A 13,866-nucleotide genomic window follows, 5' to 3' on the forward strand; every position below is an offset into this window, starting at 1 on the left:
ACATTTATAATAAGCTAAATAAATATGTTAAGAAAAAAAGAATGAGGCTGTTCGTGTTATACAACAGTGTAAAATTTTATGAAAATATAAGGGGAGGATAACGTTATGTATCGCAGAGTGTTATTTGATGTGATAAAACGTGTAAAATGTGCAAAGTAATTATATTTACCTTTCTTATTTTTATATTATTTCAAAGCGTAGTAGATGCAAAGTGTATTATAAGGTATCTGATTTTATGGTATACCAGACAAGAATTTTGTTAAAATCAGGGACTGTGCGCTGTGTATTTATAGGCTTGTGTTTTACTTTTTCTTTTCCACAGCCACTTGCTGCATTTGATTTTTTCGGCATCCCTCTTTTTGGTCAAAAGAAAACAAATTCTTCTTCACATTATGCCAAAAGTACAGAGAAATTTTATAAAGTTGATGTTGTTGCACCGCCAGGTGCACCATTAGAAGGTATAAAAATAGTTAAATCTGTTTCTTCTCTTGTTGCTGATAAAGAGAAAGCATCCGCCAGTTCTTCTGGTTTGCTCGCCAAGGCGCGTTCAGATTATCGAGCAATTCTTTCTGCTCTTTATGCTGATGGACGCTATGGTGGTGTTATTAGTATTAAAATTAATGGCTTAGAAGTCGCTGATTTAAGTCCGGTAACTCAACTTCCAGCACAATCGAATATCGTTATTACAATTAATGCTGGTCCACAATATGTTTTTAGTATTGCCAATATTGATAAAGTAGCTCCGTTTGAAAAACGTAAAGCGCATAAAATGCCCACAATTGAAGAATTGGGCTATAAAGTTGGGGCTATTGCTAAATCTGAAACCATTTTGAAAGCAGAAAAATGGGCGATAGAAGGATGGCGGCAACAAGGTTATGCTAAAGCTAAAATTATGAAGAGTGAGGTCGTGGCTGACCATGCTGCGTTGCGTGTTGAAGGACGGATTGTTGTTGCTCCTGGACAAAAGGCTTATTATGGTCCTTTAAGTGTGCGTAATATAAGTAAGAAACCACGTGTAGATTCAGCTTATATCGCGTGGATGACCGGATTGAAACCAGGGCAGATATACGATTCTGATGCGTTAGCTAAGGCAAATGAACGTCTTGCGCGCCTTGGTGTTTTTCGTGCTATCAATATACGTGAGGCTGATACTATTAATCTAGATGGTAGTTTACCGCTTGCACTTGTTGTACAAGAACGTAAACCGCGTCGTTTTGGTGTAGGCGGTAGCTATTCAACTTTAGACGGTGCTGGTTTTGAGACTTATTGGATGCATAACAATCTTTTGGGTCATGCAGAGACTCTTAAAATTGAAACAAAAATAAGTGGTGTTGGTAGCAATAAAAAGCAATCATATAATTTTAAAAATTTTGATTATCTTTTCGGTGCTACATTTGTAAAGCCCGGTGTACTCACGCCAGATACAGATTTCAGGTCAGAATTAAAAATACAACAAGATGTTTTAGAAAATTATACGACAAAAGCCATCAAAGGAAAATTAGGTATTACGCATATTTTTAATGGTAATCTATCGGGACAGGCTGCTGTAGAAGTTTCAAATGGTTATTCACGTGATATCTATTTTGGGAGCCGTAATTTTACAACAATCGGTTTCCCTAGCGGTTTGATTTACGATAGTCGTAATAATAAGTTTAATGCAACAAAAGGTTTATATGGTGAAGTTTTCATTGAGCCTTTTTATGAGATGCGTTTTAGCAACTTTGTTGCAAAAGTAACAGCAGAAGGTCGTTCTTATTGGGCGTTGGATGAAGGGGATCGTTTTGTTGTTGCTGCGCGGGCAAAGCTTGGTGCAATTCTTGGGAATGATGCAGCACAAGTACCCGCAAATACGCTTTTTTTTGCTGGTGGTGGGGGCTCTGTTCGTGGTTATGCTTACCGTAATATTGGTATCAAAACAGAAAATGATGGGGTTGTTGGTGGACGGGCGCTTATTGAGGGGTCAGCAGAATTGCGTGTTTCTTTAAATGATAAAATAGGGTTTGTCAGTTTTCTTGATGGAGGTTTAGTCGGGGAAAAGGCGAATTTTGATTTTTCTCAAAAAATTAAATGGGGAGCCGGTATAGGAGGTCGTTATATGACGGGTCTTGGTCCTTTACGCGTTGATTTAGCCTTTCCTTTAAAGAGAGAGAAGGGTGACCCTCGCATTGGTTTTTATGTGGGTATAGGGCAAGCATTTTAATGAAAAAAGGTGTACATTTATCAGCTTTCTTCTTTGTATTTTTGTTTTTTGGGGTGGGTGGTTTTGTTTTTGCGCAAAGAGGAGACATTCTTCCCTCTAGCGAAATGAAAACAGATGATCGCTCATGGTTTGTTTCTTTAATTGAACGAAAGCTTTCAGCGCCTAATCGTCAAGTTCGTTTACACAATATGCAAGGGACACTGTCTTCTCAAACATCAATTGATACTATTACTGTCAGTGATAAAAAAGGGGTTTGGCTTAAAATTACCAATGCTAAAATGGATTGGAATCGTCTAGCGTTGCTGAGAGGACGGATGGATATTAACCAGCTTTCGGCAGAACAGGTTACATTTTTACGCAAACCGCAAGGCAATTCTTCTTTTGTTTCTTCCCTTGAGACTGGTAAATTCTCTTTACCAAAATTACCGCTTACTCTTTCTATCAATACGCTTACAGCTCAACATGTGACATTTGAACAGAATCTTTTTGGTTTTTCTGCTGATATGTCCTTAAAAGGCAATTTCACCTTGGCTGGTGGTAATTTTGATGTCGATATAGCGGCGCATCGTTTAGATGCACCGGGTTCTTTTTCTGTTCTCACCAAGATATCTGATAGTAATCGTACAGCTCAAATTGATATTTCTGCTAACGAACCACAAAATGGTATTTTGGCGAATATTTTTAACATTGAACAACGTCCAGCATTAAGTCTCGTCGTGAAAGGTGATGGTACTTTTGATGATTTGGTTATCAAACTTTCTTTAGAGTCCGATCATCATTCTATTTTAGATGGTAATGTTATTCTTGCAAGTGTTCCAGAAGGACAGAGTTTTTCTACGAAATTAGAGGGAACACTGAGCCCTTTAATACCTGTTCAATATCGTAGTCTCTTCGAATCTGATATAACATTAAAAGCAAAGGCAAGAAGAACAAAAGAAGGTGTGACACACCTTGATCAGATGGTTATTCAGAACAAAGCAATGAATGTTATAGCCAATGCTGAAATAACCGCCGATGGATTCTTGCGACGGCTTTTTGTTGATGGCAAAATGGCTCTTGATAACGAAAAGGAGTCTATTCATTTACCTATATCAGAAGTGCCAAAACCTGCGAATACTCTTGCTTTGAACATTGACTATGGTCGCGAAGGTCAACAATCTTGGAATGGGCGGTTGGTTGTAAATCATTTAAGCAATAAAAATATTTATATTCGCGATGCAATTTTTGATATGGGAGGAGTAAGCGAAAATCTTGATAATGCAGCTTCTCGTCATGTTGGTGTTCAGGTTAAAGGGACGCTTCAAGGGGTTAAAAAGATTAAGGGAGCGTTAGTAGAAAATTTAAGCCAAGCGGTTCATGTGCATTTAGATACGGATATTGTTTCGAACAAACCAATTTTGATTCATGATCTGAGTGTTACGGCTCAGGGTTTTTCTTCTTGGTTAAAAGGGACAATGGAGAATTTTGTTTTTAAAGGCGATCTCGGTTTAAAAGCTCAAACATTAACTCCTTTGGAAGTGTTCAGTAAACAATCACTTTCTGGTAATGCAGATATTAAAGCCAAAGGAACGATCAGTTTATTGAGTGGCATTTTTGATCTCCAATTATCAGGAATGGCTGACGATATGAAAATAGGCGTGCAGTCTTTTGATCGTTTATTCAAAGGAAATACTACTCTTTCAGGTGGCACTGCTCGAAATACAAAGGGCTTCACTTTACGTCATTTTAATTTGAAAAATCAATATACAAATATAGAGGCTAATGGTTATTTTTCAGATGAAAGCGCTAAAATGGATCTATCTGCTCAAATATCTGATTTGTCCAAATTAGACTCAAAGATAAGTGGTGCACTTACAATTCAAAGTACGGCGAGAGGGCGCAATAGCCATATAAAACTAAATACGCGTGCCCATATTTCTGAAGCATTAATTGTAGGGAAGAAACTTCAAAACACAACATTTAACATAGATGCATTTGTAGATAATACAGCACCAGTTACTTCTTTAACAGGGGTGGTAAAGGGTGAAGGAATTTTTGCTAAGAAACCTTTGCATTTATCGGCCTCTTTTGAAGATTCTCATAAAATTCGAAAACTTGAAAATATCGATATTAGAGGGGGAAGTGCAAAAATAACGGGTGATCTTTCTCAACAACTTGGCGGTTTTTTGAAAGGAGCGCTGCATATTGATGCCGATGATATTTCCGTACTTTCAGCGTTATTTTTGCAGGATGGTAGTGGAAAAGTAAAAGGAGATTTTATTTTTGATGAACAAAATGGCAGACAAAAAACCAATGTGAAGGCGCATGTTAACCATTTGAAATTTTCCAAGAATAAAATAAAAAAATTGGCAATAGATGCTGACATATTCGATCCTTTTGGCATGACTCAGTTTGAAGGAGTTATCAATGCAGAACATATTCAAACACCTTTGGTAATGGTCAATCGTTTAAATGCTCACGCTGATAGGAATAATGGACAAACGGTTTTTACTGTCCAGGCGACGTTGCATGATACTCTCAATGCACGGCTTTCTGGTCGTTTAATGGTTGAGGAACTTCCAGAAAGTATAAAACGAGAAGTGCAAATTGAAGCTGTGGACTTAAAACAACATACTTTTCATGCGACATTGCCGAAGCCATCTATAATCTCTTTTGATAAAGATGGAATGACAATCAATGAATTAGGAATTGCAATAAATGGGGGCAACATCATCTTAGCAGGAAATATTCAAGATACCCTGAATTTACAACTTACAATGAATGCCCTTCCTGCTACTTTAGTCAATTTGTGGAAATCCGATCTTGGTGCAGCAGGGAGTGTAACAGGGCAGGTTATGATTCGTGGTCATTTAAAAAAACCTGATATAACTTACGATATAAAAGGTGAGGGACTGACAACCGTTGCTTTTCAAGATAAAAAAATTATGCCTTTTTCTCTTTCTGCCACGGGAAACACTGTAGATCAAAATCTTACTTTGAATGCAAATTTAACAGGAGAAGGAGTACAAGCACAAGCTCAGGGGCGTGTATCTCTAGAGAAAAATGCGCTTGATCTTCGTATTAATTTGCAAAATTTATCTGCACGTTTGGCGAATGGTTTTATTGCAGGACAAGCGCTTGATGGGACAGTGATAGGTAAAGTTGATATTGGTGGAACAATGAAGGATCCATCTGCTCATTTTGAGCTTTCTAGTCAAAATTTAACCGCTATGACGCATAAAGGACCGATGTCAATCAATATAAATGCTCGTGGTTCTTATAAAAAATCGACATTTCATATTGAAAATATGATAGCTACTGGAGATAAAGGATTAGATCTTTCCATCCATGGGCCTGTATCTCTTAATGGTTCAGAGGCAAAATTAAACGTTAAAGGGATAATGCCTCTTGATTTTGTTAATCTCTTATTAGCTAAGCGTGGTGCACATATAACGGGTACAGCAAGAATTGATACAGCTCTTAATGGGTCATTATCAAAACCACAATTGATAGGAAATATTTCTATAGGCGACGGTAGCTTTTTTGATTCACAAACAAATGTAGGATTGAATAATATAACAATTGAAGGCAAATTGAAAGGTGATCATATCCTTATAGAAAAAGCTTCAGCTTCTTCGTTTGAGGGGGGAGGAATTTCTGCTTCAGGTCGTATCTCTAATGGTCTAGAGACAGATTTGATATTTCATCTTGATAATGCCAATTATAATGATGGTTCTATGATTCTGGCAACATTATCAGGTGAGATGACAATGACAGGTCATTTTTTAAATAGTCTTGTTCTTGGTGGTGATATCATCGTTGAAAAAGCTGAAGTTTTTGTTCCTGATCATTTTAAAAATGCCAAGTTTCTTGATGTTAGAAATAAGAATTTAACTAAATCGATTCAAACAACACTTGAACGTGCTGATGTTAAGAACACGAACAAAAGCAAAAGCCGTATAGTTACACAAGAATCTTCATCTGTCGTGCTATCAAATATGCGTATTACAGCACGCAATCAATTTTTTGTACGCGGAAAAGGCTTAGATGCTGAACTGGGAGGACGCATTAATCTAGCAGGTCCATTGAATGATGTGCATCCAGTTGGTGAATTTAGAATGATTCGTGGACGTTTTGATATCTTGTCGCAACGTCTTAATTTTGATCAAGGACAAGCGAGTTTTAGTGGTAATCTTAATCCTACGGTTTATTTTGTAACCAACAATAACAGTGGTGATATTCGTGTCACTGTAACTGTAAGTGGGACGGTTGATAATCTTGATATTAATTTTTCATCACAACCAAATTTGCCTCAGGATGAGATTTTGGCGCGTTTGATTTTTAAACGCTCTCTTAATGAATTATCACCATTTCAGATTGCTCAACTTGCAGCAGCAGCGGCTGATCTTGCAGGTAGTTCTAATACATCTTTGTTGAATACTTTACGAACTAAAATTGGACTTGATGATCTTGATGTTATCGTTAATGAGAAGGGGAATACAGGCTTACGTATTGGACGCTACATACACAATAATATTTATTTGGGCTTTGAAGCAGGGTCTGATGGAACGACGAAAGGGACAATTAATTTAGATATTTCGCGTCATCTCAAAGCTAAAGGTGCCATAGGAAATGAACAAAATTCTAGTATAGGTCTCTTTTATGAAAGAGATTATTAAAGATTGAATTTTAAAAAAACAATTTCTTCGTTTTTTGTCTCTCATTTCTAAATCTGAGGAAGGAGGCATAGACTAGAAATCCTATAAAAGAAGAAGCTTTTTGTTGAGGCGTGAAGAGATGTATCTGAAATATTTGATTTTTGTTATGCTATTCTCTAAAGGGACAAAATCTTCACGAAAGATAGTATGTTATTTTGCTGCTATATATTTATTTTAGAGAAATACCTTACCTTGTTTTCAAGCCCATATCGTGCTGTTGCCTAAAGAATGTAGTGTGTGCAATATATTGATTTATAAAGATAATTTATTGTTATTCAACTTGAATTAGAACTTTGAATATCGTACGAATCTCTTTCGTATTGAATCAATCAAAATCATTCGGCTTGTATGCTACAAGCGGAGAATCCTGTGTGGATAAAACTATTAAGAAATAACTAAAAATGCCTCTTATGAATCATCTCGAGAGCTAAGAGCTGTCGCAACATTAGGGACTGGCAGAATAGTGTGAGTGGTGCCGGCTTGTTACTCCATAAGCGTAAAGATAGAGGGGGTTAATGGATTTATCGTTATACAATTCACGAATGTTATTGCGAATGGGCTTAGGGAAGACTTTGAGAGAGATCTCTTTAAAACAAGTACGTGAATTTGCAACACAATGGCATTCTGTTTTTACGTGAAGGACATGATTCCATTAAAGACCGTCAAAAACGTGAGGCAAGCAGAGAATTCATAAGATATCGATTTTATTGTCAAACGCATTTAAAGCAATATTTTTTAATAATAAAAATTACCTATTATTTTAGATTTTGTTTATTGTGTCTGGAATAAGATCACTTTTCTTATAACGAATAGCTCCCCAAACAGAATACTCCAAAATATAACATTATTGTGTTGCAAGTTTATGTACTTGTTTTAAAGGAACATTTCTCAGTGTGCGCTTGAGTCTATTTCATAAGATTGCTTGTGAAATGGTATAAAGTATCTCTTATGAATGGTATAAAATCTACACTACCGTTATTAATAAAGGTATAAGTATTTACTAAAGCTATAAGCCGGCATTATCATTCTATTTTCCAGCTTCTCATGTTGCTGACAATCTTTTCACTTGAAAGTGTAGAGGTATTTTTATTGCTTATCTTAAGAGTTTTTATGCATATACCAATATCTCTTATGACGTACAACAAGCGCTTTTGATTGATTCATCATAAATATAAAGAAAATTTGCAATAAGCAAATTACATCTTATCTTTTGTTTAAGATATAAAATAACAAATTACGATTATAAATCAAAGTATTAAAATGTATATTAAAAGATATTTTTGTAAAAATATTTATCAGAATTATATGTCGTATTTTTCTATTTTAGCGGTTAAAAGAAAGAGGAATGTCATTTTGCTTTTCATCTGTTTTTTTACATATTGAAATTATAGCCTTATATAGGCACTAACGTTGTGCATTTATAAACTCTTCAAGCCGTTAAGGTATTGGAGGAATATCATTTTAGTTTCTAAATGTAGAAAAAGCAGCAAAGCTTGCTTTAAAGCAAGCTACAACAGTAAAAAAGTTTTATAATAAAACCTCTCTTATTTTTTCAATGTTTTTCTTTTAAACGGAGTGTATCTATAATTTGCAACACAATTTATAATTGTTAGCTTATTCTGTTGTACCATAAAAGACCGACATTTGAGGTGTGGTGATATAAGGTATGTAAGCCTTTTTGACACAGTATTCTGAAAGCACGTGGTGAATATTTAGGGTAAGCCTTGTATAAGTGAATCACATAAGTTGTTATCAAGAGGAATGAGCTCAATAAAAATCTAGATTGTTTACAGATCAGATTGGGTAGAGTCTTTGTCCTTTAAAAGTTGTGTGGAGAAAAAAATTATCAGTGCAGGGATAAACACGGATAAAGGTTGTATTAATCCAAATTCATCATCATCCGCGATAATTTTTTCAAACTTTTATGCTTTCTCTTTCAGGATTCACAACACTTATGAATGTTTCAACACTTATTTGAGGAAGGGAAGGGGTTTTTGAAATTTCATGGTTAAAGTCAATTGCATTCAACAAAATAGCGAGTAAAGTTTTCATCTAAATCCAAGAAGTTTATTTTCAATAAACCATAAATTCTTTGCCAACTTTGATTAAAGTAATGCTTTTTCGTGGTAACAAGTCTTTTTTATAAATGGAGCATTACCTTCTATCCATTTTTTATTTCAAATTTTATTTAAGGATCTAGAAATTAGGAGGTATGTTTTTTGAACTGGATATTATGAAGTTTTTTATAAAACCCATGTTCTTTTGCTAGCAATTCTTTTTGAGTACCTTGTTCAATCAGTTGTCCATTTTGTATGACCACAATTTTATGAGCACGAGCAATCGTTGAAAGGCGATGAGCAATAATGATCGTTGTGCGTCCTTTAGTAAGGTGATGAATAGCTTCATTAATTTGTGCTTCGGTGTGTGAATCGAGCGCACTTGTTGCTTCATCAAGAATCAGAATTTCACTATCGTGAATCATTGCTCTAGCGATAGCGAGTCGTTGTTTTTGCCCCCCTGAAAGATTACAGCCATTATCACCTATCTGTGTATCATAACCATTTGGCAAACTCATAATAAAGTCATGAGCATTTGCTGCTTTTGCTGCTTCGATAATTTCGTCATCACTAGCCCCTTCTTTTCCAAGCCCGATATTATATTTAACAGTTCCTTGAAAGAGAAAAGTATCCTGTCCTACATAGGCCATCAGGTTTCTCAGAGAGCGAAATGTTGTGTAGCGAATGTCTTGATCATTAATCAATATGCGTCCTTTTGTGGGGTCATAGAGGCGCATAATAAGGTTGATAAGGGTTGATTTTCCCGAACCGGATGGTCCCACCAATGCTGTCATTTTTCCGGCTTCTATTTCTAGGTTGATGTCTTTCAATATCATTTTGTTATTAGTGTATGCAAAAGAAACATGTTCGAAACGAATAGTTCCTTGCGTTTTATTCAGATCTTTAGCTTCTTTATGTTCTACAACTGTAAGGGGACAATCGAGTATTTCAAACATCGTACGGATATTGACCAAGCCAGATTCAATTTTAACACGTACATTTGCTAGTCTTTTTGCGGGTTCATAAGCTAAAAGTAAAGCAACAATAAAGGACATAAATTCACCTTGAACACCTGCGCGTTGGGTTGCAAGATAACCGGAAAAACAAATAATACCTGCAATGGCAACACCCGTGAGTGTTTCCATAATTGGATTGGTAATAGCTTCGAGTGTTGCAATACTGTTTGTTTGTTTTTCAACATCACAAATGGCTTTGTCCATCCGTTTTTTCATGACTTCTTCTAGTGAAAAGGCCTTGATGATTCGAATACCAACAGCCGTTTCCTGTACGATTTTGATAATTTCACCAAGTGAAAGGAGCTCTTTTTCCATCAAGCTGCGAACGCGTTTTAAAGCCATTCGAACGCCTAAAAAAGCTAGTGGTCCTACGATTAAAGTAATGGAGATTAACACAAAGTTTTGAATGAACATGACAAGCAACAGACCACTAACGGAAAGCAAATCACGTACAAAAGTTGTGATAATAGTATCAATTATATTACGTACGGCTGTCGCGTTATGAGTTACACGAACAAGAAGATCAGATGAAGTGTTATTATGATAAAAAGAGACACCTTGTTCCATAAGTCGTGCAAAAATTTTACGCTGTTGTTCAGCAATGATACTATTGCCTGCTTTGTTTAGAAAGTAAGTTTGGAAAAAAGTTGCAACTCCTTTGAGAATAAAGATAAAAGCAATGAAGCTAGAAATCAAAACAATCATAGGAAAATTTTGTGCATCAATAATCTGATTAACAACATCCCGCATAATCCATGCACTGGTTGCTGTGGTACAAGAAATGATGATCATTGAGAAGATAGCCGCACTGTACCAACGCATATGTTTACGAAAATTTTCTCGCAAAAGGCGGATAATAAGATGTTTGTCAAAAGAGGAAATTTGTTTTTTAGCCATGAAGAGCTTCTATATTCTCTCATTATTTTATGCAAGATTGAAACACTCTTAATTAAAAAGCCCCTTAATCTTTTTTACAAAAATAGCTTTTTCTTTCAAGGTTCATCACATCAATTTCACGACGGTGAGAGTGAAGAATGTAGTTCAAAGTTTCTGTAAAAGGTATAACGAAAATTCGTTGTTCATCATTATTTTTAGTTTTCAATAAAAGATACCGGTGAGTTTCACTATTGTATTTACCAATTTCCATATTGTGATAGCCTTTGGCACTTGAAATGGCTCACAAAAAACATTTCTGCTTTTTTAATAATTTTTATGTATCATCTCCATTTGTGATGTGTAAGCAAACAATTTTGCCGCATTGCATGATAAAAGAGCTTGAAATAAGAAGACCTTACGATGTTTGAGCTTTCTCATTAATATGCAAAATGACGAATTCTTCTTATAAATTGATAAAGCATTATTAAACTCTTAAAAGGATTTATACACATTTATAAAACCTTAAAAGCACCACAAAAATTCTATGTGGTGCTTCTAAATAATACTATACACATCATTTTGATGCGTTGCATGCGAATATTATTCCAATGCAAAACTATTTAGGTGCTATCACCATCATCATTTGCCGGCCTTCAAGCTTTGGCTCCAATTCGATTTTGGCAATTTCACTTGTATCTTCTTTCACACGCTGAAGAAGCTTTAATCCAAGATCTTGGTGAGCCATCTCACGACCACGAAAACGCAAAGTAATCTTTACTTTATCACCATGATCAATAAAGCGATGAACAGCCTTGAGTTTGACTCCATAATCATGGACATCAACATTTGGGCGCATCTTAATCTCTTTGATTTCGATGACTTTTTGCTTCTTACGTGTTTCAGCAGCTTTTTTTTGGGTTTGATATTTTAATTTTCCCAAATCGATGATTTTACATACAGGTGGCTCCGCATTTGGTACAATTTCAACCAAATCAAGTCCCGCATTTGCAGCCATAGCAAGAGCTTCTTGTATCGCAACAACTCCCTGATGTTGTCCCTCATCATTGATAAGCTGAACATGAGGTACCCGAATATCCTGATTTGAACGTGGTCCGTCTTTTTGGGTAGGTGTCATTTTAAACGGTTTACGAATGGTTTATGCTCCTTAAATTTTGATTCAACTACAGTTAATTTAATATACAATTATGTACCTAAAAACAACTATAATTCGTGTTATTTTCATTATTTGATTTATTACTTTTTGGAATGATTTAGATTATAAAAGTTTTTCTCTTAATTTAAAGAAATTGTTTTATAGAGGATAAAAAATCATGGATCAAAATATTCCTTGTCAGTTTTTTTCATTTGAGAACACCGCACTTGCAGTACGCTATCGCAAGGGGCGCCAATCTCCAGGTTTGGTTTGGCTTCCTGGCTATCAATCCGATATGTTAGGAAGTAAGGCAGCGTTAGTTGATCAGTTTGCTCAGAAGAATGATTTGTCTTGTTTACGTTTTGATTATTCTGGACATGGAGAATCTGAAGGTGATTTTTTTCAAGGAACAATTTCGCGTTGGGTTAAGGAAAGTTTAGCGACTTTTGAAACCTATTGTGAGGGTCCACAAATTTTGATTGGTTCCTCTATGGGGGGGTGGATTGCGCTAAGGCTTGCAATGATGCTAGCACAGAAAAATAAGAAGCTTGCTGGCATGATATTGATTGCTCCAGCACCTGATTTTACACAAACATTGGTGGAACCAAAATTAGGCCCAGAAGAATGGAAGGTTTTGGAAGAAAAAGGCTATATTGAACGACCTGCAGTTGATGATACAGAGCCAATGCCCTTTACAAAAACATTGATTGAAGATGGGCGCGAAAATTGTGTTATGAAAGGATGCATTGATGTTGGGTGTCCAGTCCATATTCTACAAGGGATGGAAGATGAAGATATTCCCTATCAGCATACATTGACTTTACTTGATCATTTACCTCTCCATGATGTAACATTGACACTTGTTCGTGATGCAGATCATCGCTTTTCTCGTCCACAAGATTTAGATTGCCTTGAAACAGTATTGAGATCTTTTATTAATCAGATTAATGCAAAGTAAGGGGTACATTTATTGATGAAGATAAAAATATATGAGCATTTCTAAACAGCATTTTATTTTTTCTGAGCGTTTTGTACCTGTACGGGTGCGGGAAAATAAGTATGCGCGCCGTCTTACCTTACGTATTGATGCCAGAAGTCAGGAGATTTGTGTAACAACACCACCAGCAATAAATCTCTATGCGGTTGAAAATTTTATTGAAAAGCATCGATCTTGGATTGAGGCACGTCTTGCTCATGTACAAATCTCTCATAAAAATGCTTATCTCAAAGAAGGGGCGACAATTTCCTTATTGGGTGTTTCTCATACCATAAAGCATAGAGAGGGACGTGGGGTAACAGAAATCATTACAGCAGATGCGGAGCAAGGGCCTGAAATTATTGTTTATGGTCAATTAGAATATCTCCCAAGACGCATTGCTGACGTTTTGAAAAAACAAGCGGCGCTTATTATAACGCCTTTGGTGGCACATTATGCTCATCAGGTAGAGCGTAAAGTCAAATCCATTTGTTATAAAGATACGAGAAGTCGTTGGGGCTCTTGTTCAATCGATAAGCGTCTTTCTTTTTCTTGGCGCCTTATTATGGCACCAAAAGAAGTTGTTGAGTATGTTGTTGCCCATGAAGTTGCTCATCTTGTTGAAATGAATCATGGGCCAAGATTTTGGGCTCTTTGTGAAGAGCTATGTCCTGATAGTAAAACATATCGTGCTTGGTTGAAAGAAAATGCTTCTAGACTGCATGCAATTAATTTTGATTCATATAATTTAGAGGCGTAAAAAACTTTCAAATGAAGGCAATATTTAACGGAACTTTTTGTTGAGTGTTTTGTTGAGTGTTTGCTTGCTCATGCATAATGAGGAAGCCATTGAAGCTCTCAGCACGATTGTTCTCCCCTGCTTGGTTTGCT

8 protein-coding genes are annotated in these 13,866 nt (G+C 36.0%); 4 read left to right on the forward strand and 4 right to left on the reverse strand.

All coding sequences use genetic code 11. The annotated features are described in order from the left end of the window. The first annotated feature begins 235 nt into the window (after positions 1 to 235). Both ACFINW_RS01290 and ACFINW_RS01295 read left to right on the forward strand, forming a co-directional pair. A complete protein-coding gene (locus tag ACFINW_RS01290) occupies positions 236 to 2,200 on the forward strand; it encodes an autotransporter assembly complex family protein (protein ID WP_375629174.1) in 1,965 nt (654 codons plus the stop codon). After that, a complete protein-coding gene (locus tag ACFINW_RS01295) occupies positions 2,200 to 6,858 on the forward strand; it encodes a translocation/assembly module TamB domain-containing protein (RefSeq protein ID WP_375673678.1) in 4,659 nt (1,552 codons plus the stop codon). Before ACFINW_RS01290 ends, ACFINW_RS01295 begins: the two co-directional genes overlap by 1 nt. Before the next feature lie 1,953 nt (positions 6,859 to 8,811). Here ACFINW_RS01295 and ACFINW_RS01300 read toward each other — a convergent pair. The 4 genes from ACFINW_RS01300 to infC all read right to left on the reverse strand — a co-directional run bounded on the left by ACFINW_RS01300 (position 8,812) and on the right by infC (position 11,981). Next, complete coding sequence (locus ACFINW_RS01300; protein WP_375620869.1) at positions 8,812 to 8,949, reverse strand: hypothetical protein; 138 nt, start codon at positions 8,947 to 8,949, stop codon at positions 8,812 to 8,814. Positions 8,950 to 9,100: 151 nt separating this feature from the next. Beyond that, positions 9,101 to 10,867: an ABC transporter ATP-binding protein gene (locus tag ACFINW_RS01305; protein ID WP_375620868.1), complete on the reverse strand. Its 1,767-nt coding sequence runs from the start codon at positions 10,865 to 10,867 to the stop codon at positions 9,101 to 9,103. A gap of 64 nt (positions 10,868 to 10,931) precedes the next feature. Then, the gene (locus tag ACFINW_RS01310; protein WP_375620867.1) at positions 10,932 to 11,117 is read right to left on the reverse strand and encodes a hypothetical protein; all 186 of its coding nucleotides are present in this window, start codon (positions 11,115 to 11,117) and stop codon (positions 10,932 to 10,934) included. Between the two features lie 345 nt (positions 11,118 to 11,462). Continuing rightward, positions 11,463 to 11,981, reverse strand: a complete 519-nt coding sequence (gene infC / locus ACFINW_RS01315; RefSeq protein WP_375673680.1) for a translation initiation factor IF-3 — start codon at positions 11,979 to 11,981, stop codon at positions 11,463 to 11,465. Positions 11,982 to 12,177: 196 nt separating this feature from the next. On the opposite strand from infC, the gene ACFINW_RS01320 reads away from it, so the two are divergent. Continuing rightward, complete coding sequence (locus ACFINW_RS01320; protein ID WP_375620866.1) at positions 12,178 to 12,957, forward strand: alpha/beta hydrolase; 780 nt, start codon at positions 12,178 to 12,180, stop codon at positions 12,955 to 12,957. Positions 12,958 to 12,988: 31 nt separating this feature from the next. Then, a complete protein-coding gene (locus ACFINW_RS01325) occupies positions 12,989 to 13,735 on the forward strand; it encodes a M48 family metallopeptidase (RefSeq protein WP_375673681.1) in 747 nt (248 codons plus the stop codon). Positions 13,736 to 13,866 lie beyond the last annotated feature (131 nt).

This window comes from Bartonella sp. AA18HLJMS, from assembly GCF_042197245.1.
In the GTDB taxonomy this organism is placed as follows: domain Bacteria; phylum Pseudomonadota; class Alphaproteobacteria; order Rhizobiales; family Rhizobiaceae; genus Bartonella.